Source organism: Dactylosporangium sp. NPDC000521 (genome assembly GCF_042898305.1).
Taxonomy (GTDB): Bacteria; Actinomycetota; Actinomycetes; order Mycobacteriales; family Micromonosporaceae; genus Dactylosporangium.
The window spans coordinates 37,995-60,647 of the sequence record NZ_JBIAYW010000033.1; the positions used below are offsets into that span (position 1 = coordinate 37,995).

At 72.7% G+C, this 22,653-nt stretch carries 22 protein-coding genes and 2 pseudogenes; 12 read left to right on the forward strand and 12 right to left on the reverse strand.

From position 1 onward, the window contains the following. The first annotated feature begins 1 nt into the window (after position 1). A complete protein-coding gene (locus ACFY3L_RS50050) occupies positions 2-475 on the forward strand; it encodes an SMI1/KNR4 family protein (protein WP_389341467.1) in 474 nt (157 codons plus the stop codon). Positions 476-765: 290 nt separating this feature from the next. On the opposite strand, the gene ACFY3L_RS50055 is transcribed toward ACFY3L_RS50050, so the two are convergent. Continuing rightward, positions 766-1,272, reverse strand: a complete 507-nt coding sequence (locus ACFY3L_RS50055) for a hypothetical protein (RefSeq protein ID WP_389341470.1) — start codon at positions 1,270-1,272, stop codon at positions 766-768. Positions 1,273-1,352: 80 nt separating this feature from the next. On the opposite strand from ACFY3L_RS50055, the pseudogene ACFY3L_RS50060 reads away from it, so the two are divergent. The 3 genes and pseudogenes from ACFY3L_RS50060 to ACFY3L_RS50070 all read left to right on the forward strand — a co-directional run. Then, positions 1,353-1,673: pseudogene (locus tag ACFY3L_RS50060) on the forward strand (AraC family transcriptional regulator); the annotation flags it as partial. 75 nt (positions 1,674-1,748) lie between these two features. Continuing rightward, the gene (locus ACFY3L_RS50065) at positions 1,749-2,066 is read left to right on the forward strand and encodes a helix-turn-helix transcriptional regulator (protein ID WP_389341589.1); all 318 of its coding nucleotides are present in this window, start codon (positions 1,749-1,751) and stop codon (positions 2,064-2,066) included. 337 nt (positions 2,067-2,403) lie between these two features. Continuing rightward, positions 2,404-3,450, forward strand: coding sequence for a hypothetical protein (locus ACFY3L_RS50070; protein ID WP_389341473.1), 1,047 nt, complete (start codon positions 2,404-2,406; stop codon positions 3,448-3,450). Between the two features lie 219 nt (positions 3,451-3,669). Here ACFY3L_RS50070 and ACFY3L_RS50075 read toward each other — a convergent pair whose 3' ends face one another. The 4 genes and pseudogenes from ACFY3L_RS50075 to ACFY3L_RS50090 all read right to left on the reverse strand — a co-directional run bounded on the left by ACFY3L_RS50075 (position 3,670) and on the right by ACFY3L_RS50090 (position 7,030). After that, positions 3,670-4,191 (reverse strand): hypothetical protein, encoded by a 522-nt coding sequence (locus ACFY3L_RS50075; RefSeq protein ID WP_389341476.1) that lies wholly within the window; start codon positions 4,189-4,191, stop codon positions 3,670-3,672. 398 nt (positions 4,192-4,589) lie between these two features. Next, positions 4,590-5,210 (reverse strand): annotated as a pseudogene (locus tag ACFY3L_RS50080) (TRM11 family SAM-dependent methyltransferase); the annotation flags it as partial. Between the two features lie 129 nt (positions 5,211-5,339). Continuing rightward, positions 5,340-6,338 carry a glycerophosphodiester phosphodiesterase family protein gene (locus ACFY3L_RS50085; protein WP_389341479.1) on the reverse strand — a complete coding sequence of 333 codons (999 nt, stop codon included), beginning with the start codon at positions 6,336-6,338 and terminating at the stop codon, positions 5,340-5,342. Between the two features lie 71 nt (positions 6,339-6,409). Then, complete coding sequence (locus tag ACFY3L_RS50090; protein ID WP_389341482.1) at positions 6,410-7,030, reverse strand: response regulator; 621 nt, start codon at positions 7,028-7,030, stop codon at positions 6,410-6,412. A 29-nt stretch (positions 7,031-7,059) separates the two neighbouring features. Here ACFY3L_RS50090 and ACFY3L_RS50095 point away from each other — a divergent pair, with 29 nt between their 5' ends. Genes ACFY3L_RS50095 through ACFY3L_RS50110 form a run of 4 tightly spaced genes read left to right on the forward strand, consistent with a single transcriptional unit; the run spans position 7,060 to position 10,375 of the window. Beyond that, positions 7,060-8,088 (forward strand): sensor histidine kinase, encoded by a 1,029-nt coding sequence (locus ACFY3L_RS50095; protein WP_389341485.1) that lies wholly within the window; start codon positions 7,060-7,062, stop codon positions 8,086-8,088. Positions 8,089-8,110: 22 nt separating this feature from the next. Beyond that, complete coding sequence (locus ACFY3L_RS50100; RefSeq protein ID WP_389341488.1) at positions 8,111-8,428, forward strand: hypothetical protein; 318 nt, start codon at positions 8,111-8,113, stop codon at positions 8,426-8,428. A gap of 15 nt (positions 8,429-8,443) precedes the next feature. Beyond that, the gene (locus ACFY3L_RS50105; RefSeq protein WP_389341491.1) at positions 8,444-9,076 is read left to right on the forward strand and encodes an acVLRF1 family peptidyl-tRNA hydrolase; all 633 of its coding nucleotides are present in this window, start codon (positions 8,444-8,446) and stop codon (positions 9,074-9,076) included. A 54-nt stretch (positions 9,077-9,130) separates the two neighbouring features. Continuing rightward, the gene (locus tag ACFY3L_RS50110; protein WP_389341494.1) at positions 9,131-10,375 is read left to right on the forward strand and encodes a condensation domain-containing protein; all 1,245 of its coding nucleotides are present in this window, start codon (positions 9,131-9,133) and stop codon (positions 10,373-10,375) included. 19 nt (positions 10,376-10,394) lie between these two features. Here ACFY3L_RS50110 and ACFY3L_RS50115 read toward each other — a convergent pair whose 3' ends face one another. Together ACFY3L_RS50115 and ACFY3L_RS50120 are read right to left on the reverse strand one after the other, a co-directional pair. Next, a complete protein-coding gene (locus tag ACFY3L_RS50115; RefSeq protein WP_389341497.1) occupies positions 10,395-10,757 on the reverse strand; it encodes a hypothetical protein in 363 nt (120 codons plus the stop codon). Beyond that, positions 10,754-11,287 carry a MarR family winged helix-turn-helix transcriptional regulator gene (locus ACFY3L_RS50120; RefSeq protein ID WP_389341499.1) on the reverse strand — a complete coding sequence of 178 codons (534 nt, stop codon included), beginning with the start codon at positions 11,285-11,287 and terminating at the stop codon, positions 10,754-10,756. The genes ACFY3L_RS50115 and ACFY3L_RS50120 overlap by 4 nt, the downstream gene beginning before the upstream one ends. Positions 11,288-11,509: 222 nt before the next feature. On the opposite strand from ACFY3L_RS50120, the gene ACFY3L_RS50125 reads away from it, so the two are divergent. Next, positions 11,510-11,656 carry a hypothetical protein gene (locus tag ACFY3L_RS50125; protein ID WP_389341502.1) on the forward strand — a complete coding sequence of 49 codons (147 nt, stop codon included), beginning with the start codon at positions 11,510-11,512 and terminating at the stop codon, positions 11,654-11,656. A gap of 35 nt (positions 11,657-11,691) precedes the next feature. On the opposite strand, the gene ACFY3L_RS50130 is transcribed toward ACFY3L_RS50125, so the two are convergent. Next, positions 11,692-15,297 carry a BTAD domain-containing putative transcriptional regulator gene (locus ACFY3L_RS50130; protein WP_389341505.1) on the reverse strand — a complete coding sequence of 1,202 codons (3,606 nt, stop codon included), beginning with the start codon at positions 15,295-15,297 and terminating at the stop codon, positions 11,692-11,694. A gap of 172 nt (positions 15,298-15,469) precedes the next feature. Between ACFY3L_RS50130 and ACFY3L_RS50135 the strand changes: the two genes are divergently transcribed. Both ACFY3L_RS50135 and ACFY3L_RS50140 read left to right on the forward strand, forming a co-directional pair. Next, positions 15,470-16,888, forward strand: coding sequence for a hypothetical protein (locus tag ACFY3L_RS50135; protein ID WP_389341508.1), 1,419 nt, complete (start codon positions 15,470-15,472; stop codon positions 16,886-16,888). A gap of 65 nt (positions 16,889-16,953) precedes the next feature. Further along, positions 16,954-18,633, forward strand: coding sequence for a GH25 family lysozyme (locus tag ACFY3L_RS50140; RefSeq protein ID WP_389341511.1), 1,680 nt, complete (start codon positions 16,954-16,956; stop codon positions 18,631-18,633). A 50-nt stretch (positions 18,634-18,683) separates the two neighbouring features. Here the strand turns inward: ACFY3L_RS50140 and ACFY3L_RS50145 are convergent, their stop codons facing one another. From ACFY3L_RS50145 to ACFY3L_RS50155, 3 genes are all read right to left on the reverse strand, one after another. Further along, positions 18,684-19,754: a hypothetical protein gene (locus tag ACFY3L_RS50145; protein ID WP_389341514.1), complete on the reverse strand. Its 1,071-nt coding sequence runs from the start codon at positions 19,752-19,754 to the stop codon at positions 18,684-18,686. After that, positions 19,751-20,275 carry a SigE family RNA polymerase sigma factor gene (locus ACFY3L_RS50150; protein WP_389341517.1) on the reverse strand — a complete coding sequence of 175 codons (525 nt, stop codon included), beginning with the start codon at positions 20,273-20,275 and terminating at the stop codon, positions 19,751-19,753. The genes ACFY3L_RS50145 and ACFY3L_RS50150 overlap by 4 nt, the downstream gene beginning before the upstream one ends. Positions 20,276-20,340: 65 nt before the next feature. Continuing rightward, positions 20,341-21,519, reverse strand: coding sequence for an MFS transporter (locus ACFY3L_RS50155; protein ID WP_389341520.1), 1,179 nt, complete (start codon positions 21,517-21,519; stop codon positions 20,341-20,343). 49 nt (positions 21,520-21,568) lie between these two features. Between ACFY3L_RS50155 and ACFY3L_RS50160 the strand changes: the two genes are divergently transcribed. Further along, entirely contained in the window at positions 21,569-22,012 is a 444-nt protein-coding gene (locus tag ACFY3L_RS50160; RefSeq protein ID WP_389341523.1) for a GNAT family N-acetyltransferase, read from the forward strand. Positions 22,013-22,090: 78 nt separating this feature from the next. Here ACFY3L_RS50160 and ACFY3L_RS50165 read toward each other — a convergent pair whose 3' ends face one another. Beyond that, a complete protein-coding gene (locus ACFY3L_RS50165; RefSeq protein ID WP_389341526.1) occupies positions 22,091-22,522 on the reverse strand; it encodes a Rieske (2Fe-2S) protein in 432 nt (143 codons plus the stop codon). Positions 22,523-22,653: the final 131 nt, after the last annotated feature.

The window sequence follows — 22,653 nt, forward strand, 5'->3', positions numbered from 1 at the left end:
CGTGTTTGATGTGCGCTATAAGGAGACCGGCCCGCCTGCGCCCGAGGATGGCATCCATCGGCTGGAGGCACTCGTCGGACGGAGTCTGCCTGTCGAGTATCGCTCCTATCTGGCGGCGCAGGACGGGGGATGGCTCGAAGACAATTCGTTTTCAACCGAAGACAACTCATATTCGGTCGATGAAATCTTTGGCGTGCGTGAAGACGCACCGTACTCGGCAAACATCTGGAAGATGATCCAGGTTTTCAATGGTCGGCTGCCTGCGTGGATGCTTCCCGTGGCGTCGGATGCTGGCGGTAACCTGTACGCACTTTCGATGCGAGACACAGACTTCGGAAGTGTCTGGTTCTGGGACCATGAGGAAGAAGAGCCGGAAGCGGGCGAGGAAGAACTGATATTGGAACTTGGCATCGCGAAGGTTGCGGAGGATTGGAGCTCGTTCCTCGGCGGACTGCAACCGATAACCCACGAATGATGCACCGTTACAAATCTTGAGGTAAATTCAATACCGAAACGTCGCCGAGGATCAGTGCCGCATCTTTCTACAGCCGGAAAAGACTTCTGTAGATTCGACAGGCATCGATGATGAGACGTGTCGCCGTTTAAGAATCAGATCACCGAGACGCGGGAGCTGCGTCGCGCCGACCGCAGATTTTGAAGGGTGGGGTTGATCGATGTTGTGGAGGCGTGCTGCCGTTACGTCAGTCGATGGTTGGGTCAGGGTGATTGCGTCGCCGACGCGACCGGATCACCCGGCACCGCCTTCTATTCCTCACCCGCCCAGGCCACGTCCGGGTCCCCGCTGAGCAACTCGAGCGCCTCCTTGAACGCCTGCTCGACGACGGCGGGCCACACGGGCACCGTCGGCGCACTGCCAGCCCTGGCCGACACTGTGACCCGAGGCGCCGCGAGGGACGCACGGGCGCTCGGGAGTACAAGGCCGGAGGGCCAGGCCATGTCGGGTCGGCGAAGCACCATCGCCGAGCAGCCTCGCACGATCGACTCGTTGACCAGGACCGCCTGCTCCCGCGACAGGTCCGACGAGGCCCTCACAGCGGGAAATGGCGTCATCGTGAGAAGCCGGTGTGGCGTTACGGGGATCTGGACCTCGTGCTGCTCGGGCAGCAGCATCGGCAGAAACGAGACCTGTCCCGTGCCGCTCACCGTCGTCACGGGTGTATCGCCCGTTACCAGCACCGGCCGGTCCGAGTTGTTCAGCAGCCATCGCATCGAGAGAAGTAGTGGCTTGAGGCGATCGCCCTCGCGGATCATGTTCCGCATCATCGCCCGCCGGCTCGCGTGGCGGACCTCCTCCGGCGCGCGCTCGGCGATCTGCCGCTGAAGGCTCGTACGAGTACCGCGCCGGGCAGTACCTCGTCGCCTCGGTCGACCTGCCGATCACCGGCCACTTCACCGAGGCCAGCCGGGCGCGGCCCGCGCTGGGGTTCGGTCTGCTTCTGAACCCGGCCATGGTCGCCGAGGTGCTGCTGCAGGCGGCCCCTGGCGTCCTTTCGCCCGTCGTCGGCGCCCCGTCCGGCATGGCCGTCAGCGATGCGCCCGACGAGCTTCTTGACGCGGTGGTCCGGCTGGTGCGCCTGCTCGAACACCCGCGCGACATGGCAGTGCTCGCGCCGCTGATCAAGCGGGAGATCCTCTGGCGGGTCGTCGCCGGCGAGCAGGGCGCCGTCGTCCGCCAGCTCGGCCTGCCCGACAGCGGTCTGACCCACGTCGCCCAGGCCGTACGCTGGATCCGCGAGCACTACACACAGTCGTTCCGGGTCGAGGAGGTGGCGCAGCGCGCCGGCATGAGCGTGTCAGCCTTCTACCGCAACTTCCAGGCCGTCACCGCGATGAGCCCGATCCAGTTCCAGAAGCAGATCCGCCTGCAGGAGGCGCGGCTGCTGCTCGCCTCGCATCCCAACGACGTGACCGGCGTCGGCATGCGCGTCGGCTATGAGAGCCCGTCGCAGTTCAGCCGGGAGTACCGCCGCCTGTTCGGCGCGCCGCCAAGTCAGGACGCCGCCCGTTTGCGTGCGGCGCACGGGGCCGCACCCGCCACCCTCTGACCCCGCCGGCGCGGGCCGGGCCGTACTGCCTGGACATCGGCGGGCCGATCGTCTTGACCAGCGTGCCGGCTGGGCCGCCCGCGAGTACGCCGCCGTCGCACGAGGCCGTGACTGGTCGCCGGCCCGCGCCATTGCTTGCGCCGGTCGAAGGCGCGTAAGACCTGGTTCCGGTGTTTGTACCGAACCGGGTCGAACCCGGGCCGGCTACGGGATCGGCACGCGCGACCCGCGACAAGGGCCTCGAGGGGTCAGCGCTGCCGCTGGCCGCCCCTGCCGGCTACGGACAGCCGGCGATGCGCTGAACCTCTACACTCCCTGCGGACCCGGGGGGATGCACATGAGCAAACGGCAGTGGATGGCCGGCGTGGCGGTGGCGGCGCTGCTCACCACGGGCTGCGACAGCGATGCGGGGGATTCCGCGGCGGTACCGTCCGCGAAGGCCGGACAGCGGAGCGTCCCGACGGACGGGCGACCGCCGGCCGGATTGTTGGCCGTCGTCGCCGACGCGCGGCGGGAGCACCGGGTGCTGGTCGTCATCGACCCGTCCACCGGCAAGCGGATCTGGTCACAGGCCGAGGCGGACGACGAGGAAACCGGCCTCGATCCCGCCGAGCCGATGACGCCTGCGGTCCGGGCCAGGGACTGGTACACGCCCCGCTGGAGCTACGGCCGGTACCGCAGCAAGGACTGGGACCTCAGGGCCGCCATGAAAGACGGTGTCGTGACGGTCAAGGCCCGGCGCGGGGGCCGCTGGGAGGACGAGACCAGATGGAAGGTTCCGGACCTGCCGAAGAACTGGTCCATCGTGGGGTGGTTCGACCACGGCACCGGCCGCGTGGTCGTGAACGCGTTCCCGCGCGACGTCGACGACGACTCCGAGCTGTGGTACTCGGCTGATCCGGCCAGGCCCAGCGAGCAGCCGCGCCGCGAGACGACAGGGGTCGGCGACCCCAACCAGCTGGGGAAGGCGACCACGAAGGACGGCGTCGTCGTCCAGTGGGCGGTCTCGCCCGACGCCCGGCTCGCCGGCGGCGGCATCGGCGGCGGTGACGACCCGTCGTACGAGTGCGGTGCCCGCCCCGGCGCCACGACCGTCTGGTGCGTCGCCGACTTCACCGATAGGCGGCCCACGCACGGCGCGGTGGTCGCGGTGACCGTCGATCCCGCCAAGAACACCGCCACGCTGCGTCCCGTCCTGGCCGAAGTGCCGCCCGGCGGACTGATCGGCGCGTTCGCCTCGCCCGACGGCGGCAAGCTGCTGCTGTGGACGGGCAACGGCTGGCTCACCGCGCCCGCCGACGGTTCCGCGCAGCCCGTCCCGGCGTTCACCGAGGTGGAGGGCATCACGCCGACGACCTTCCTGTGGCCGCTCGCCTGGATCTGACCGTCAGCCGACGTCGGCCGCGGCCAGCCAAGCCGGGGTTCACCGTCGGCCGGCGGATCCATCGGCCGGAGCAGTCCCATCAGGCAGTCATGGCCCTGACTGTCCTGCCCACCAGCACAATCGACGGGCAACGACTTACCCAGAAACCGAAATGTCTTTCATTGCAGTACCACTGGCCGAGTATGCCAAGGGACTTTCTCCAGCTATTGCGCCGAAGTTTCACCTGACCTCAGGCTGTGGCGGGCGGCGGCGCATCGTGGCGTACACCACGTCAGGGTGCATGTCGGCCGTGCGTGTTGCGAGATCCTCGAAATAGACCCAGAAGTGCAGGCCGTGCGTCTGCCGCTCCGCGTAGATGTACGGAGCCAGGACGTCCCACAGCCGCACGATCGTGGTGCCGTAGGCGCCGATGACGAGTCTCTGATCGATCACGCCATGTACGACGAGCTTCCCTAGGTCGTCGTAAAACAGCCCGATGGTGTTCGCGTGAGTGCGTGCCGGAAGCGGGAGACCACGGTGGCCAAGATCGGCCGCATGTTCCTCGGCCAGTCTGGAGAGGATGTACTCCTGTGCTTCGAACCATGCAGGGCTGCGCGTCTCCTGGAACGCGTTGATAACGACTGGAACGAGGTTCGCATCGCTGGCCACCTGGATTTGCCGCCGAGTGAGACGGGCGGTCATGGTAAGCGCGGTGACGGAGATAGCGAGAGTTACAAGGTTCAACGCAGTGTTCGCGTCCATAAGGGAAGGTTAGGCCGCCCATGCAACGGCCGGTCCAACTGGCGGACCACCGACGGAATGATCTGGCGCTACGCTGCTCCGACCGTTGGCCAGCAGGTCGACCTGCAGCCATGGGGTGACGTCGAGCGACAGGGGTAACCGCTGTGGCAGCCCGCGAACCCCGCCTGCTCTACGCTAACCGTGACGCGAATGCGCCCGAGTTGCCTGACGAAGTGGCTCCAGAAATCGTGAACTCGTGGCGGCCACAGCGGCATCGAGGCGAAGCGGTGCCCCGGGTCGAGGGCGTCGGCGCGGATGCTGCCGGCCGGCATCCGCACGACCGGGATCCCGGCCGAGGCGGCGATCCGCTCGAGGCGGTCCAGATGGGTGTAGACGGCGGCCGGCTCCCACCCGGTGTCGGCGAACACGGCAGCGTCGAACGGCGGGATCTCGCCGCGGGCGGTGGCCACGACGGTCCCGCCCGGACGCAGCAGGGTGGCGCAGCCGCGGAGGATCTCGGCGAATCCGTCGGCGAGGCCGGTGAGGTCGCGGTAGGCGAGGTTGCCCTTGTCGACCCCATCGTTGTAGCAGTTGTCGGAGATGTCGAGCTCGTCGCCGACGGCGACGTGCCTGAGCACGGTCGGCCCGTACGGCGGCGACGTCACCACCAGTGCGACCTGCCCTGCCAGGGCGGCAGGGACGAGGAACAGGATGGCGGTGGCGTCGCCGCGGATCACCCCACCCCGCCCGGCCGCGCCCTGGGCGCGGGCATGGCCAAGGTTGGCGTCGGCGATGTCGGACCAGCGCGACTCGTACTCCACGCCGAGGGCGTCCCGGCCGGCGTGCACGGCCTCGACCAGCGTGGTGCCGATGCCCCACATCGGGTCCAGGACCAGATCTCCCGGGTCGGTGTAGGCGCCGAGCATCCGGGCCGGGTGCTTGACCGAGTCCGGCACGTACCGGCCGCGGCGCTGCACCGGGCCGGTCTGCTGCGCGGTCGTCCACACCGACAATCCGTCCGGCATCGCGGAGCTGTCGCCGGTGGACGGACCGGTCGGCCTCGGACGAGGCGCCGTTGGAACGAGTCGGCTTCGCGTTGAGTTACCTGTGGGCGGGGGTTGAGCAGGGGTGCTGCGGCGTGGGCGCGGAGCCGGGGGCTTGAGCGACGGTCAGCGGGCCGGCGTGACGAGTGGGGCGATGACGTCGGTGCGGTTGGTCCAGATGCCGCCGGACCAGTCGTCGGGCAGGTCGGCGAGGTCGGCGGGGGTGTCGAAGCCGGCGGACCAGTCGCCCACCGAGCGGACCAGGACCACCCGCGTGTCGGCGGCGCGCATGCGGGTGACGAAGAGGTGGGGCCAGCCCCATAACCATTGGCCGTAGTGGGCGGGGAGCGGGAGCTCGCGGTGGTGGCAGGCGGCCGGGACGTGGCCGGTCCAGCCGGTGGCGGCGTAAGCGAGCAGGCAGTCCTTGATGATGGCGCGGGAGCTGGCGCGGACCTGGGGCAGGCGGCGCACGACGGCGGCGACCGCGGTGTCGCCGCCGGTGACGGTGACCGTGGCGAGGCGGTCGGCGGGGAGCGTGGCGAGGAATGTGGCGAGCGCGTCGCCGTCGGCCGGGTCGTCGCGCTTGAGGTCGAGCTTGAACGCGCGGTCCGGCAGCGCGGTGAACACCTCCGGCACCGTGGGCAGCAGGCCGACCCCGGTGCCGCGCAGCGGGAACGTGGTGCCGTTGTCGGCGGTGTACCCATAGCCGAGGTCCAGCCGTCGCAGCTCGGCCAGCGTGTGCTCGCCGACGGTGCCGTGGCCGTCGGTGCGGCAGTCGAGGGTGGCGTCGTGGAACACCGCGAGCTGGCCGTCGCTGGTCACCTGCACGTCGATCTCGGCCTGGTCGGCGCCGGCCTCGAAGGCGGCCCGCAGCGACGGCAGTGTGTTCTCCAGGAGCGGCACCTGCGGCGGGTGGATGATCCGTGCGGTGCAGGTGTCGGCGGTGACGCCGGCGAGGTCGAAGGTCTGCGCGATGCCGCGGTGCGCGAGCAGGAACGGCCGCTCGCCCTTCGACGGGCCGGCGAGCGTCGAGCTGTTGCGCAGGAACAGGCCGCCGACGATGACGAGCAGCACCGCGAGGGTGACGGTGATGCGGCGGCGCCAGCGGCGCGGAACGGTCGGCACCACTGCAGCCTCGCGCAACCCGCCGCCGGCGGGAACGGGCGAAAGTACGTGATCCGCCTATGTCTTTGGTACTACGACCCGCCCAGACCCCGGGCCAGCAGCGCGGCCTGGGTGCGGCTCGTCACGTCGAGTTTCGCCAGGACGTTGCTGACGTGGGCCTTGACGGTCCGTTCCGCGAGGCAGAGGGTGCCGGCGATCTCGCGGTTGCCCATGCCTTGGCCGAGCAGCTCCAGCACCTCTCGTTCCCGCGGGGTGAGGGAGCTGAGATCTGCGGCCGGTATCGGGGCGGCACGTGGCCACAGCAGGTCGGCGGCCGACGCGCTCAGCGGCCGCACCCCGGCGTGCGCGCCCCGCACCGCGGCGGCCAGCTCGGCACCGGTGGCGTCCTTGAGCACGAACCCGTCGGCGCCGGCCGCCAGGGCGCGCTGGATGTCCGCCGCGCTGCCGACGGTCGTCAGCATCAGCACCTTGACCAAAGGCTGCTGAGCCCGCAGCCGCAGCATCGTCGCGACCCCGTCAGCGCCCGGCAGGTACAGGTCGAGCAGGATGAGGTCGGCGGGGACGGGCTCGCGCAGCAGCGCCGCGCCGTCCGGGAACTCGGCGACCACCTCGATGCCGGCCTCGGCGCCGAGGATCAGGGCGAGCCCTTCGCGGACGAGCGCCTGGTCGTCGACGATGGCGAGCCGGATCACCCGGCCGATGATAGGGCAGGGGGCGTGGCATGTGGGTCGACCTGGCGTTGTACGCGACGCTGATCGTCCTGTACGCCGTGTCCGGGACGGTCATCTCGGTCCCCCTCGCCGTGGCGCAGCTGCTGCCGCTCGTCTGGCGGCGCAGGTTCCCGGGTGCGGCGCTCGCCGTGATCAGCGCGGCGACGGCGGCGCACTCGCTGCTGGGCATGGGCCGCGCCGTCGGGTACCTGCCGGTGTCGCTGGCCATGTACACGGCGGCGACGCACCGGTCGCCGGCGCTGCGGTGGGGCGTCTGCGGCGCCGCCGCGGCCGTGGTCACGGTCGCCGGCGCTGTCCGGCGCGGCCCGGTCGAGGGCGGCCTGCTCGCCGCCGTCGCGCTGATCATCACCTGGCTGGCCGGCTACGAGCGGGGTGAACACCAGCGGGAGCGGGCCGAACACATCCGGCAGACGGAGGCCGGCCGCACCAGGGAGCGGCTGGCCCGCCGGCTGCACGACAGCCTCGCCCACACGATGACGGTCATGCTGGTCCAGGGCGAGGCGCTGAAGGCGACCGCGAAGCTCGACCCGGACGACCGCCGCCGCCTGGACACCGTGCTGCAGGCGGGTCGGGACGCCCTGACCGAGGTCCGGCAGGCCCTGGCCGAGGAGGCCCAGCGGGACGCGACGCTGCCGGAGCGGCTGGCGGCGCTGCGGGCGGCGGGGCTGGCCGTACCGACGCCGCCGGACCTGACGCGTCTGCCGGAAGGCGTCCGGGAGCTGGCCGACCGGCTGGTGGCGGAGGCGGCGACGAACGCGCTGCGCCACGACGGCCCCGGCACCACGCTGCACGTCGCGTCCGACGACGCGTCGGTGGTGGTCACGACCCACCGGCCGGAGCACGCGCGGCCCGCGGCGACCACGACCGGCGGGTACGGGCTGCGCAGCCTCGACGCCGACGTGCGCGCCGCCGGCGGGACCCTCACCTACGGCCCGACCGCCGACGGGTGGCAGGTGCGGGCGGCGTTCACGCGGGCGGGTGACGCACCTGCCCCGCGGCGGCCCTGGCCCCTACGCTGAGGGCCGACCCAGGGAGGTGGCGGTGCAGGGACGGGTGCGTGCCGTCGCGCAGCTCGCCGTCGCCGTGCTGGTCGCCGCGGTGACCGCCGTCGTCGTCAACCGCATGCCGCCGCTGACCGGGGCCCGCCTCGCCGTCGTGGCGGTCGCGTCGCCGGTCGCGCTGCTCGGCGGCCTCTGGCTGGAGATCTTCGCGGTGACCCGCGACGAGCCGAGCCCACGCCCGCGCCGAGGCGGCTGGCGGCGGCGGACGAGGCGGTTCCTGCGCACCTGGCGCGGCGTGCTGTCGTCGGTGGCGATCGTGGGTGTGGTGGTGCTGATCCCGGTGCTGTTCACGCACTGAGGCAGACTGGTCGGCATGGTGAAGGCGCGACCCGCGGCCGGCGGGGGCCGGTGGGTGGAGATCTCCCCGGAGCGGTTGAAGGGCTGGCTGGACGGGTTCTACGGCCGGCACGACGGCGCGACCGAGGACGCGCTCACCCTGACCGGCGCCAGCAACGGCGACACCGCGACGCTGCACCCGCCGCCGGGCCTGGACGGGGTCGCCGACATCGACGCGCTGCTGCAGGGGATCGCCCGGCCGCCGAGGATCGGGCTGCTGCTCGTGCGCCGGGGCGCCGCGGCCGTCGGGGTCGCCGAGGGCACGACGCTGGAGACGTCGAAGGTCGAGCGGTTCTACGTGCAGGGGCGCACCGCCGCCGGTGGGTGGTCGCAGCAGCGGTACGCCAGACGCCGCGGCAACCAGACGGACGCGGCGGTCGAGGAGGCCGCGGACATCGCGGTGCGCGTCCTGTCCGGCGGTGCGGGCCTCGCCTCGGTCGTCTGCGGCGGAGACCGCGCCATGATCGACCACGTCCTGGAGGACCCGCGGCTGGCGTCCGTCGCCGCGCTGCGCCACCCCCACCTGCTGGAAGTCCCGGAGCCGCGGCTCAACGTCCTGGAGGACGCGGCGGTCACCGCGAGAAAGATCCGCATCCACCTGGTGCCGTGAGCGCGGGGCGCTACGCTGTCACTGGTCGCGAGCCGGACGAGAATGGATCCGTCGATGGTTGACGTGGTGGATCGGATCGACGTCGCGTTCCGCGGCGAAGGCAGCGGCGTGGCCGAGCTGACCTGGGGCCAGCAGTCGATGCTGCTGACGATGGACCGCGAGCGGTCGTGGCTGCCGATGGGCGGGCACCAGCCGGTGGCGCCCGGCGCGACCGTCGCGGACGTGCTCGACGAGCTGCGCTACTCCCTGCAGCGCTACCAGTCCTTCCGGACGCGGCTGCGCGCGGGCACCCTGCAGGAGGTGCACGCCGAGGGGATGCTGGCCGTCGAGGTGTACGAGACGGCCGACCCTCTCGGGCTCGCCGCCGAGGTCGAGCACGGCTACCGGGTCGCGGCGCCGGACCTGGCGGCGGACTGGCCGCTGCGCGCCGCGATCGTGTGCCGCGACGGGCGGCCGGAGCGGCTCGTCGCGATCATGCCGCACCTGGTGACCGACGCGATCGGCGCCGGGGTGATGGTGGCCGAGGCGAGCGCCCGCGTCGCCACGCCCGTCACCGGCCCGCAGCCGCTCGAACTGGCCGAGTGGCAGCGCTCGCCGTCCGGGGTCCGGCAGAGCGCCGCCGCGGTCCGCCACTGGGAGCGGCACCTGCCGTCGGTGACGGTGCTGCCGCCGGCACGGACGCCGGAGCCGGTGCGGTATCCGAAGGCGCGCTTCACCTCGCCGGCGATGGCGGCCGCGCTGCCGCTGGTCGCCGCGCGCACCGGGGTCGACCCGGCGACGATCCTGTCGACCGCGTTCATGACGGCCGTCGGCCGGGTCACCGGCACCGGCCAGGTCGCGGTGCGGCACCTGGTGGGCAACCGGTTCCGCTCGGGGCTGGCCGAGGTCGTCACGCCGCTGGCACAGCTGGGGCTGTGCGTCGCGGACGTGTCCGTGCCGTTCGACGAGGCGCTCGGCCGGGTCGCGCGGGCGTCGCTCGCCGCGCACAAGCACGCCTACTACGACCCGATGCGGCTCGCCGAGCTGCTCGCCGGCGCGGACACCGACGTCACCCGCACCGTCTGCTACAACGACCGCCGCATGCAGCGGGCCTCCACGGTGGCGGCGACGACCGCCGACGGCGTGCTGGAGTGGGTCGGCGCGTCGAGCGGGCCGACCGAGCCGCTGTTCCTGCACATCGACGACGAGCCCGGCGCCCTGGTGCTCACCGTGGACGTCGACACCGCGTTCCTGTCCCGCGCCGACGCCGAATCCGTGGCCCGCACCATGGAGTCGGTCGTCGTCGCCGGTCGGGGCTGACACGGCGGCTCCGGCCGGATCATTCCGTGACCGCCGCGTGCAGGGCCTGCCACGGGGTGGCGTCGAAGATGAGCCGGATCGACGTGATCCGGCCGCCGGTCAGGCGGAAGTGTTCGGCCGTGCGCTGCGTGCCGACCGGTGTCGCCGTGTGTACGTCGTAGACGAGGGTGGCCTCGTCAGCGCCGTACAACTCGCTGAGCAGATCGACACCGGTGACGATCCGCAGGAAGTCGGGGAGGCCGGCCAGGTGCGCGGCCGGGTCGTCGAAGCGCAGCATCGGGCTCTCGAACCGGAACGGCGTCCCGGTCAGCCCGACCGCGGCGGTGACGTCCCCGCGGAACCGCGCCTCGTGATACGTCCTCACCACGTCGGCAGTCTTCATCGTGATCGCAGTCCTCTCACTCCTTGGACGAGCCGCAGGCACAGGTCGCGCAGCTGATCGGCCTCGGCGGCGCTGAACCCGGCGAACACGGCCTCCATCGCCGCCCGGGTCGGCGCCCGGAACGTCTCCACCCAGGCCCGCCCCTCCTCGGTCGGGACGGCCCGCACCGAGCGGCGGTCGGCCGGGTCGGGGACGCGGCGGAGCAGGCCCTTGTGTTCGAGGGTGTCGACGAGGCCGGTGACGTTGCGCGGGGTGACGCCGAGGGCCTGGGCCAGTTCGCCCAGCGGCATGCCCTCCTGGTGGTCGCCGTCGTCGCTCGTGGTCAGTCTCAGGAGCAGGTCGAACGCGGCGGCGCTGAGCCCGCGGTCGCCGGTGCCGGCCGAGCGCAGCTGCTCGACCGCGGCCGCCGCGGACCGCACCGCGGCGGCCGCCTCCAGCAGCGGCAGTGCCCGGTCGCCGGTGAACGCCGTCAGCGCCGCCCGCGTGCCCGGGTCGAACAGCAGGCCGGCATCGTCAGTTACGTACTCCATAATAAAGCACTACATTACTTTTCCACGTCGTTCGACGCAACGCGCGCCGCCGAGGGGCGGGTGTGGACGGTTCCGGTCAGGCCGGATCAGGACGCGGTCGGGGTCTTCTGTGCCCGGTGGCGATCGGCCAGAGTAGTGCGCACCGGAGGGAATCGAATCCGGCCGGCACACCGGGGCCAGGGCCGGTGCCGCCGATCATCGAACTACACGGGGAGCGAAGCCATGTCCATGTCCATGTCCGTCACCACCACCAGCCCTTGGATCCTCGACCGTCCCGCCGCCGTACCGGCTGAGATCACCACCGGCGTCGCGCGGGTCACGATGGCGGCGAGGGCCACGGCGCCCGCCGAGGTGGTGGTCCACGCCTGACGCACCGCGGACCACCGGCCGGCCGCGGTGAAGCCCTACTCCCGCGTGCCGGAGGTCGCGGCCCCGGCGCCGAGCAGCCGCTCGATGCGGACCGCCCGCTCCCGGGCACCGGCGTCGGTGCTCAGCCGCAGGGCCGTGCGGTACAGGTCGCGGTCGCCGCATGCGTGGGCGCGGGCCACGAGGGCGTCGATCTCGAGCATGCGGTACCCGCCGCGCCGGGCGAGGTCCAGCGCGGTGTCGGCGGCCTGCGCGGCCGCGGCCGTCTCGCCGTCGCGAAGGTGCGCGGCGACCAGCCCGATGAGGGCCCGGGTCTGCAGGTACGGCGCACCGATCGCCGAGGCGATGGCGTACGCGTCGCGGGTGCACTGCGCCGCCTCGTCGTCGTGGCCGGCGTCGAAGAGCAGGGCGCCGAGGGAGACCAGCAGGCCCGCCTGCGAGGAGCGGTCCTGGGCGGAGCGCATCAGCTCCAGGCCGGCGCGGGCGAGGCCGATCGCGGTGTCGTGGTCCTGCCCGGCGGCCGCGTGGACCAGGGCGAGCTGCTCCAGGCCGCAGGCGTACGCGTAGCGCGACCCGGTCCGCTGGTGGATCTCCAGGCTGCGTTCGAGCTGGACCCGTGCCTCGTCGAAGTCGCCGAGCTCGCGCAGGACGAGGCCGAGGTTGTGCCGGTTGATGCCCTCGCCGTCGATGTTGCCGCCCCGCTCGTTGAGCGCCAGGGAGAGGGCCAGGTGGTTCGCGGCCTCCTTGAGCCGGCCCAGCTCCCAGCACATCATGCCGAGGTCGTTGAGCGTGACCGCCTCCACGTACTCGTGCTGGTGCCGGCGGCACACCGCCAGCGCCTCCAGGTAGGCCTGCTGCGCCGCCTCGGGCTCGCCGAGGGCGAGGTGCACCAGGCCGATGTTGTGGCTGATGTAGCCGACGGCCGGGTGCCAGCCGGTCCGCTCCGCCAGCGCCAGCCCGAGCCGGTACTGCTCCAGCGACTGCCGGAAGTCCCCGATCGACCAGCTCGCCTGGCCGAGGGTCTGGTACATCGCGGCCTGCGCGCGCAGGTCGCCGGCCTGCTGCGCGGCCTCGAGCCCGGCCCGGCCGGTCGCGAACCACTGGGTGGCCTGCCGGCTGCTGAAGAAGTAGCCGCGCAGCTGGTCGGCGACGATCCAGGCCAGCGACCGGGGGCCCCGGCGAGCGGCGTGCTCCACGATCGAGACGATCTGGGGCAGCTCGACGTCGAGCCAGGCGAGCGCCGCGTCGCAGTCGGCGAAGTGCGCGGACCCGGCGGCGTCGCCGTCCGGCAGCCGCACCATGTTGGGGTGCTGGATGCGGGCCGCCTCGACGATCCGGTCGAGGTAGTAGGCGAACAGCCGCTCCAGCGCGCCGGTCTGCTCCAGCGGGCCGTCCTCGGTCAGGGAGAGGTTGCGGGCGTAGAGGCGCAGCAGGTCGTGGAACGTGTAGCGGCCCGGCGCCGGGGTCAGCAGCAGGCTGCAGTCGACGAGGTCGTCGAGGAGGTCCTCGGCGTCGTGCGGCCGCGCGCCGAGCAGCGCCGCCGCGGCCGGCACCGACCAGTCGTCGATCGGGGCGACGGCGAGCAGCCGGAACGCGCGGGCGGCGGGCTGCGCCAGGTCCTGGTAGCTCAGCCGGAACGACGCGCCGACCTGCAGGTCACCGGCGCGCAGCTCGTCGAGGCGGCGCACCTCGTCGTCGAGGCGCCGGGCCAGCAGGTCGACCGTCCAGTTCGGACGGCTGACGAGCCGCGCCCCGGCGATGCGCACGGCGAGCGGGAGGTGCCCACACAACCGGACGATCGCCGCGGTCGCCTCCGGGTCGTCCAGGACCCGGGCCGGTCCGGCGATCTTCGCGAGCAGGTCGACGGCCTCGTCGACCGGCATCGTCTCCAGGTCGATCGTGGTCGCGGCCTCCAGGTCGAGCATCCGGCGCCGGCTGGTGACGATGACGCTGCACGCGCCCGCGCCGGGCAGCAGCGGCCGGATCTGCCGGGCGTCCCGGGCGTTGTCGAGCACGATGAGGATCCGCCGGTCGGCGAGCGTCGTGCGGTACAGCGCCGAACACTCCGCCTCCTCGGTCGGGATGAGCGCGGCGGCGACCCCGAGCGCACGCAGCGACTGGCTGAGCACGTCGACCGGGCGGGCCGGGTGGGCGCCGTCGCCGTGCAGGTCGGCGTAGAGCTGCCCGTCGGTGAAGTCGGCCCGCATGAGGTGCGCCGCCTGCACCGCGAGGCTGGTCTTGCCGACCCCGCCGGGGCCCGCGATCGCGCAGACCTTCACCGGGGCCGGCGAGCCAGGGTCGCGCTCGTCCCGCAGCAGCTCGCACAGCAGCATCAGCTCGCCGCTGCGGCCGGTGAAGTCACCCACCGGCGCGGGGACCTGCAGCGGCCGGACCCGGTCGAGCGGCGCAGGTGCGGCCCCGGGCGCCGGCATCGGCGGATTTGGCGTCGGTACGGGCGGCGCTGACACCACGGTCGGCATCCGCTGCGACGGTACGGGCGGCGCTGACACCACGGCCGGCATCCGCGGCGACGGTACGGGCGGCGGCGCTGCCAAGGACGCCGCGGGCGGCGCTGGTCTCACGGCAGACGCAGCGGGGGAGGCGGACGCCGTCCACTGCTGGCGCAGGACCCGCCGGTGGAAGCCGGCCAGCTCCGGACCGGGATCGATGCCCAGCTCGTCGGCGAGCCGCCCACGGATCTGCTCGTAGGCGGCGAGCGCGGCCGCCTGCAACCCGCTCGCCGCCAGCGCCAGGATCAGCCGCCCCCACACCGGCTCGTGCAGCGGATGCTCCTCGCTGAGCGCCTGCAGCGGAGTGACGGCCCGGACATGGTCGCCGAGCTGGTCGGCGAGGTCCGCGAGCCGCACCGCGGCCTGCAGCCGCTCGTTCGTCAGCGCGACCGCCCTCGGATGCCCGGCGAGCGCCCCGACGTCGCCGGCCGGTGCGCCACGCCAGACCGCGAGCGCGTCGACGAGCAGCTCCAGCGCCACCGCGGGCCGGGCCGGCCGCGCCTGCTCGACGGCGCCGCGGAAGCGCAGCAGGTCCAGCTCGGCGGGGCCGACCCGCAGCAGGTAGCCGGCCGGTCCGAAGTGGAGCGTCCCGCCGGAGCCCTCCGCCGGGGTCAGCAGGCGGCGCAGCCGGGTCACGTAGGTCTGCACCAGGTTGACCGCCGAGTCCGGCGACCCGTCCGGCCACAGCAGGTCGATCAGCTCCCCGCGGGGGACCGCCTCGTTGGGGGTCAGGGCCAGCCGCCCGAGCAGCGTCCGCTGCCGTTCGGAGCCGAACGGCACCGCGGCCTCGTCGCGCGACACGACCAGCGGGCCGAGGACGAGGATGCGGGCCGCGCGGGCGGCGTCGCCGTCCGGACCGGCGGCGACCGGCGGGGCGGCCGGCGGGGCGGTCGGCCGGATCGCGGCCTGGCGGAACGCCTCGGCCGCCGGGCCGGTGAGCCCGAGCGCCTCGGACAGGCTGCGCACCGACGCGGCCTGCGGATACAGGGTCCTGCGCTGCTCGAGGTCGCGCACCGCCGCGGCGCTGATCCCGGCCCGCTCCGCCAGCTCCCGCTGGGTGAGCGCCGCCGCCTCCCGATGCGTGCGGAGCAGCTCGCCGAATGGAGCCGCCCACGCATCGTCTGACCGGATCATGTCACCCCCGTGGTGATCCCTGTATGTCGATACATCGTAGTGCGGGCCGGCTACGGGCGGTGTCCCGCAAGCCAAACAGCCGGTCGCCGTCCAGCCCTTCATCGAATGCTGTCTCCACCGCCGAGCACGACCACCCCGGCGGACCCCTCGACAGACTTCAGAAGGAGCCGACATGGCCACCCACTCCCAGACCCGGCGCCACACGTCCAAGCTGCGCATCGGCGTCTCGGTCGCCGCGGCCCTCGCCGCCGCGATGTTCGGCATGGCGCCGGCGGCCCACGCCACCACGGACCCCGACCCCATCAACCACGCCTATGTCGCCTGCGGCTCCAACGGCACCCAGGACCGCTGGACGACCCGCGCAGAGGCGGTCGCCCGGGCCCGCAGCTGGATCGGCGGGCCCGCCTACAGCCAGGAGGCCTGCTACACCAACCAGTACGGCAGCTACCGCACCGACTGCTCCGGCATGGTCTCCATGGCGTGGGGCCTGGCCGGGAACGGGGGCAACTTCTGGACCGGCAACCTGGACCAGGTCACCACCCCGATCCCGGCGGCGCAGCTGCAGCCGGGCGACGCACTGCTGCGCCACGAGAACAACCCCGCCGTCGACCACGTGGCGCTGTTCGTGGGCTGGGCCGACGCCGCGAAGACCCGGCCGATCGTGATCCAGCAGACCGGCTCCGCGCACACCACCATCGAGGGCGAGCCGACGAACTTCAACTGGCTGCTGTACACGCCCGTCCGCTACGACCGGATCGTCGAGGACTCCGTGCAGTCGTCGGCGTCGGTCGTGTTCAACGGCAACCTGTACGAGTTCGCCCGTGGCACGGATGGCACGGTGAAGTACTGGTACGGCAATGGTGGCCCGTGGTCGGCGACGCAGAGCCTCGGCAGCGCGGTGGCGTCGGATCCGGTGGCGACGGTGTTCAACGGCACCCTGTACGTGTTCGCCCGCGGCACCGACGGCAACGTGAAGTACTGGTACGCCAACGGTGGTGCCTGGTCTGCGGCGCAGACGCTCGCTGGTAGTGCGGGCAGCGGGCCGCTGACGAGCACGGTGTTCAACGGCAGCATCTACGTCTTCGGCCGGGCCGCCGACGGGACGGTGAAGTACTTCTTCGCCAACGGTGGCGCGTGGTCCGCCGCCCAGTCGGTCTCGGCGACGGCCGTCAACGGGCCGCTGGCATCCACCGTGTTCAACGGCACCCTGTACCTGTTCGCGACCGGCACCGACGGGACCGCGAAGTACTGGTACGCCAACGGTGGTGCCTGGTCGGCGACGCAGACGGTGTCCGGTAGCGGTGGTCTCGCCAACGGGCTGACCAGCACGGTGTTCAACGGCAACCTGTACGTCTTCGGCCGCGCTACTGACGGGAGCGCGAAGTACTGGTTCGGCAACGGCGGTCCCTGGTCGGCGACGCAGACGGTGACCGGCAGCGGCTCGATCGGCGGCGCGGTGAGCAGCAGCGTCTTCAACGGCAACCTGTACGTCTTCGCCCGCGGTACCGACGGCACGGCGAAGTACTGGTTCGGCAACGGCGGCCCCTGGTCCGCCACCCAGACCGTCACCAACAGCAACGGCCTCGGCTGACCCCTTCCCGCAACGGGCCGGCCCGGACCGGGCCGGCCCCTGGAAACCGATCCTGAGGAGGAACCATGTCCATCTCCCGTACCCGGCGCGCACTGTCCGTCCTGCTCGCCGCCCTGACCACCGCCGCCACGCTCGGCCTGGCCTCGCCCGCCCATGCAGCCGCCACCGCGGACCCGAACATCGACGGCGGCGGCTGGCCCGGGCGGAGCTCGGCCCAGCACCAGACGACCAACGGGTTGTCCCGGGCCCTCAGCTCCGCACCCCCGGCCGGCTACCCGGTCTACGGCATCGACGTCTCCAGCCACGACTGGAGCAACGGCAAGACGATCAACTGGAGCGGCGAGGCCGCCAACGGCGTGAAGTTCGCCTACATCAAGGCCACCGAGGGCACCTCGTACGTCAACCCGTACTACAGCAGCGACTACGCCACGGCCAAGAGCGTGGGCATCTACGCCGGCGCCTACGCCTTCGGCCGCCCCGACCTGGGCAACCCGGTCGGGCAGGCGGACCACTTCGTCGACAACATGCAGTTCACCGCCGACGGCAAGACACTGCCGCCGTTCCTCGACCTGGAGTGGCCGTACATCCAGGGCACCCCCGCCTGCTACAACCTGTCCACGAGCCAGATGGTGAGCTGGATCAGCGCGTTCCTGAGCCGGGTGCAGTCCCGCATCGGCAAGACCCCGATGATCTACACGAACGTCAACTGGTGGAACCCGTGCACCGGCAACTCCACCGCCTTCGGCAGCTACCTGCTCGACATCAGCTCCTGCGACGCCTCGCCGCCGTCCGTCCCGGGCTGGGGCACGTCGTGGACGTTCTGGCAGTACGCGATCCCGGACTGCGACAGCAGCGTCACCCGTGACTGGAACGTGTTCAACGGCAACCTGACCCAGCTTGCCCAGCTGGCCGGCGCGGCACCGGCGCAGTCGTCGGGGTCGGTCGTGTACAACGGCAACCTGTACGAGTTCGCTCGTGGCACCGACGGCACCGTGAAGTACTGGTACGGCAACGGTGGCCCCTGGTCGGCCACGCAGAGCCTCGGCAGCGCGGTGGCGTCGGACCCGGTGGCGACGGTGTTCAACGGCACCCTGTACGTGTTCGCCCGCGGCACCGACGGCACCGTGAAGTACTGGTACGCCAACGGTGGTGCCTGGTCCGCGGCGCAGACGCTCGCTGGTAGTGCGGGTACCGGGCCGCTGACGAGCACGGTGTTCAACGGCAGCATCTACCTCTTCGGCCGGGCGGCCGACGGGACGGTGAAGTACTTCTTCGCCAACGGTGGCGCCTGGTCCGCCGCCCAGTCGATCTCGACGACCGCGGTGAACGCGCCCCTCGCCTCGACGGTGTTCAACGGCACCCTGTACCTGTTCGCGACCGGCACCGACGGGACCGCGAAGTACTGGTACGCCAACGGCGGTGCCTGGTCGGCCACGCAGACGGTGACCGGCAGCGGTGGCCTCGCCAACGGCCTGACCAGCACGGTGTTCAACGGCAACCTGTACGTCTTCGGCCGCGGTACTGACGGCACGGCGAAGTACTGGTACGGCAACGGCGGTCCCTGGTCGGCGACGCAGACGGTGACCGGCAGCGGCTCGATCGGCGGCGCGGTGAGCAGCAGCGTCTTCAACGGCAACCTGTACGTCTTCGCCCGCGGCACCGACGGCACGGCGAAGTACTGGTTCGGCAACGGCGGCCCCTGGTCCGCCACCCAGACCGTGACCAACAGCAACGGCCTCGGCTGACCTCGTCCACAATGGGCCGGCCCGCAACGCGCGGGCCGGCCCTTCCGGCGTCAGAAACCGAGTGCGGCGGCCGCGCCGGTGAGGCCGGCCGACGGGCCGAGCTGCACGGCGGTCACGTCGGCGGAGCCGGGCAGGCGCACGCTGCGGCTGACCGTGCCGGTGGTGATGTCCAGCAGCTCAATGACGGCGTTGCGGTCCGCCCCGCGACCGAGCACGGCGACGGTGGTCTCGTCGTACCAGCCGACGGGCGTCGAGCCGGCCGGCACGGTCGCGACGACCTTCCCGGACGTCGCGTCGAACACCGGCGACGCGAGGGGCCGCGCCGCCTGGATGGTGGAGGCGTCCGTCAGCACGTACCGGCGAGACGGCGAATAACACGTGGCGCCCTCGACCGATCCGCCCGTGCCGTCGAGGCGCGCGCCCAGGGTGCCGTCGGGCGACACGTACTGCAGCGGGCCGGGCTCGACCGTGTCGCCGGTCTGCGTGCCGCGCAGGAGGACCAGGTAGCGGCGCGAGTCGGCGGCCCAGCCGGCCGTCGAGCCGAGGATGTCCGCCGGGAGCGGGGTGTCCGTGACGTGCCGGTCGGCCACGTCGACGCGGTGGGCGGTGAAGCGGACCGTGGGGTCCTTCTCGATCGAGGTCCACAGCACCGCGGTGCCGTCCGGCGACCACGACGGGCCGTTGCCGGCGGGGACGTCGACCCAGTCGACGGCGTCGCGGCCACGGTCCAGCAGCGCGGCCCGGTCGGCGAGGCCCAGCCGGCCGTTGTCGTTCACCGCCGCACGGGTCAGGTCAGGGGAGAGGACCACGGTGAACGGCAGATCGCGGTACTTGCCGTGGGCCGGGTCGAGGATGCCGGAGTGCCCCTCGCGGCCGTAGACGTGCGCCACCTGAGGGCCGCCGCCGGGCGCGGCGGGCGCGGGTGCGCCGGGGTCCATCGGTGCGCCCGGCCCGCGCAGCAGCAGCGCGGGGACCGCCAGGGCGGTGGTGACCGCGACGGCGGCCGCGATCGCCACGGCACGGGTCCGGCGGCGCCGGCGGGCGGTGTCGAGGACGGTGTCCGCCAGGCCCGGCGGCGGCACGAGGTCGGCGGGGAACGAGACGTCTCGCAGGTGCATCATGGCGCGGTCCTCACCATCGGGGTGGTCGCGAGGTCGGGGTACGCGGCCCGCAGCTTCGCCAGGGCCTTGGACGCCTGGCTGCGCACGGTGCCGAGGGAGATGTCGAGCAGCTGGGCGACCTCGGCCTCGGAGCGGTCCTCGTAGTACCGCAGCACCACGACCGCCCGTTGCCGCGCCGGCAGCGTGCGCAGCGCGTCGAAGACGCCGTGCCGGACCACGGTCTCGGCGGCGTGGTCGTCGCCCGCGGCGCGGTCCGGCGCGGCCGGCACCAGCGTCTCGGGCCGCCGGGAGCGCAGCCGCCAGCGGTTGATCTGATGGCGGTACATCGCCGTGCGCACGTACGCCTCGGGATGCTCCCGCCGGCGGATGGTGGCCCACCGCCGGACGGTGCCCAGCAGGGCCGTTTGCAACAGGTCCTGCGCGAGATGGGTGTCGCCGGTCAGCAGGTACGCCGTGCGCAGCAGCGCGGCCGACCGGGTGGCCACGAACTCGCGGAATTCCCGCTCGTCCTCCGGGCTCATCGAGGTTCCTCTCCGTCGTGGCGGTGCCTCACCTCTCCAGACACCGCGACGCCCGGGAGCAATGCCTACGCCGGCGGGCGCGATGCCGCAACGGCGGCGGCGGGCCGCAGGGCGGGCGCGGTGGCGGCGACGAACAGCGCCAGCAGCACCGGGATGGCGAGGGCGCCGGGCAGGCCGACGACGGTGCTGGCGGCGCCGATCAGCACCGGCCCCAGCAGGAAGCCCAGGTAGCCGAGCCCGACCACCCGGGCGAGGGCGCGCCCCGCCGCGTCCGGGTTGCGGTCGCCCGCGGCGGAGTACACCTGCGGCGCGATGAGCGCCATCCCGGCGCCCAGGCAGGCGAAGCCGGCGACGCCCGCGACCGGCGCGCCGGCGAGCAGGGCGGCGCCGAGTCCGCCGGCGGCGAGCAGCCCGCTGGCGCGGACCACGACGACCGGCCCGAACCGGGCGGTGAGCCGGTCACCGGCGAGCCGGGTGAGCGTCATGGCGACCGAGAACGCGGCGAACGCCGCCGCGGCGAACCCGGCCGAGCTGCGCAGCTCGTCGCGCAGGTAGACGGCGCTCCAGTCGGCGGCGGCGCCCTCACCGACGAGCGCGCAGCAGACGAGGACGCCGAGGAACAGCACGCCCCGCACCAGACCGCCCCGCTCGACCGGCGTCGCGGCGGTCGCCGGCACCGCGACCGCGGCCGGCATGGCCCACCACGCGGACCACGCGGCGAGGGCCACCATCGCGACGCCCACGGCGGCGAACGTGCCGCGGGGGCCGGCGCCGGCGTGGGCGAACAGGCCGCCGGCGCTCGCGCCGAGGAAGCCGCCGATGCTGTACACCGCGTGGAACGAGGACATGATGGGTGCGCCCCAGGCGCGTTGCACGTCGATCGCGTTGGCGTTCATGGCGATGTTCAGCGTGCCGTGCACCGCCCCGAACACGAACAGCGCCGCGGTCAGCGCCACCAGCCCCGGCGCGTACGCGGGCGGGATGAGCACCAGACCCTCGGCGAACGCGACCGGCAGCATCACCCTTCGGCTGCCGAACCGGTCGACCAGGCGCCCGGTGGCCTGCATGCCGGTGATCGCTCCGGCGGCGAACGCCAGCAGCGCCACGGCGAGGGCGCCGTCGCCGAGCGCCAGATCCCGTTTGATCGCCGGGATGCGGGCGGTCCAGACGCCGAGCGTGACGCCGAAGAGCAGGAACAACAGCGCGGTCGCGACCCGCGCCCGGACGAGGACACCGGCTTGCACGCGCCGATTCTGCCGCATGTACCGGCGGCGCGCTGAATACCATCGGCTGATGGATTTCCGCGAAGCCGTCCGCGCCGACCTGCCCGCGATCGTCGCGCTGCTGGCCGACGACGTCATCGGCAGCACCCGCGACGCCGCCGCCGTCGACGAGGCCTACGAGCGGGCGTTCGAGGCGGTCACCGCCGACCCGCGCAACCAGCTGATCGTCGCCGACGACGGCGGTGAGGTCGTCGCGACGCTGCAGGTGACCTACATCCCCGGGCTGGGCCGGCACGGTGCCGAGCGCGCGCTCGTCGAGTCGGTCCGGGTCCGCGCGGACCGCCGCGGCAACGGGGTGGGGGCGGCGCTGATGGCCTGGGTGGTGGCCGCGGCCCGGCTGCGGGGCTGCGCGCTCGTGCAGCTCACCACCGACAAGCGGCGCACCGACGCGCGCCGGTTCTACGAGCGGCTCGGCTTCGTCGCCAGCCACGAGGGCATGAAACGGGACCTGTAGGGGCCGTGGCGGCGGCCTCTACGACGGTGGGCGGGCGCGCCGTCGGACCCGCTCATCCGCATCACATCGGTCCGCCGGCTACGCCTTGGTGATCCGGCCGCCGTCGACCTTGATGGCGATCTCCGTCAGCCCGGTCGTCGCCGGCCCGCTCATCCTGGCGCCGTCGGCGATGGCGAACGTCGAGTTGTGCGCGGGGCAGGTGGCGACGCCGTCCTTCGGCGCCGTGACCTTCACGCCCTTGTGGGGGCAGGCCGCGTTGTACGCCTTGAACGTGCCGGCGACCGGCTGGACGACCAGGACGTCGCCGACGACCTCCCCGCCGCCGACCGGGACTTCTGCGGTGCTCGCCAGGCTCGCCGCGGGCGCCGGCTCGGACGCCGCGGTGCTCGGCGCACCGGCGGCGGGTGCAGCGGCGGGACCTTCCTCGGTGGAGCCGCAGGCCGCCAGCAGGGCCGTGGCACCGGCCCCGGCGAGCAGCGCCCGGCGGCCCGCACACCATCGTATCGACACAGTTGAGCTCCTTCCGTCGGTTGTCGAACCCGCACGGTACGCATCAACTTCATCGATCGCAATTAATTGCATGGTTCTTTCATGCCCCGTTAAGGCAGGGCGCCGGCCCCCGCGTCGTTGCGGGGACCGGC

Bases quoted from the DNA above. Each gene is read 5' to 3' on its own strand.
- ACFY3L_RS50055 (WP_389341470.1), bottom strand. From the start codon at position 1,272: ATGATCCGCGAGGGCGATCGCCTCAAGCCACTACTTCTCTCGATGCGA.
- ACFY3L_RS50160 (WP_389341523.1), top strand. From the start codon at position 21,569: ATGGATTTCCGCGAAGCCGTCCGCGCCGACCTGCCCGCGATCGTCGCG.
- ACFY3L_RS50125 (WP_389341502.1), top strand. From the start codon at position 11,510: ATGTCCATGTCCATGTCCGTCACCACCACCAGCCCTTGGATCCTCGAC.
- ACFY3L_RS50130 (WP_389341505.1), bottom strand. From the start codon at position 15,297: ATGATCCGGTCAGACGATGCGTGGGCGGCTCCATTCGGCGAGCTGCTC.
- ACFY3L_RS50140 (WP_389341511.1), top strand. From the start codon at position 16,954: ATGTCCATCTCCCGTACCCGGCGCGCACTGTCCGTCCTGCTCGCCGCC.
- ACFY3L_RS50095 (WP_389341485.1), top strand. From the start codon at position 7,060: ATGTGGGTCGACCTGGCGTTGTACGCGACGCTGATCGTCCTGTACGCC.
- ACFY3L_RS50135 (WP_389341508.1), top strand. From the start codon at position 15,470: ATGGCCACCCACTCCCAGACCCGGCGCCACACGTCCAAGCTGCGCATC.
- ACFY3L_RS50110 (WP_389341494.1), top strand. From the start codon at position 9,131: ATGGTTGACGTGGTGGATCGGATCGACGTCGCGTTCCGCGGCGAAGGC.
- ACFY3L_RS50145 (WP_389341514.1), bottom strand. From the start codon at position 19,754: ATGATGCACCTGCGAGACGTCTCGTTCCCCGCCGACCTCGTGCCGCCG.
- ACFY3L_RS50150 (WP_389341517.1), bottom strand. From the start codon at position 20,275: ATGAGCCCGGAGGACGAGCGGGAATTCCGCGAGTTCGTGGCCACCCGG.
- ACFY3L_RS50105 (WP_389341491.1), top strand. From the start codon at position 8,444: ATGGTGAAGGCGCGACCCGCGGCCGGCGGGGGCCGGTGGGTGGAGATC.
- ACFY3L_RS50115 (WP_389341497.1), bottom strand. From the start codon at position 10,757: ATGAAGACTGCCGACGTGGTGAGGACGTATCACGAGGCGCGGTTCCGC.
- ACFY3L_RS50120 (WP_389341499.1), bottom strand. From the start codon at position 11,287: ATGGAGTACGTAACTGACGATGCCGGCCTGCTGTTCGACCCGGGCACG.
- ACFY3L_RS50075 (WP_389341476.1), bottom strand. From the start codon at position 4,191: ATGGACGCGAACACTGCGTTGAACCTTGTAACTCTCGCTATCTCCGTC.
- ACFY3L_RS50070 (WP_389341473.1), top strand. From the start codon at position 2,404: ATGAGCAAACGGCAGTGGATGGCCGGCGTGGCGGTGGCGGCGCTGCTC.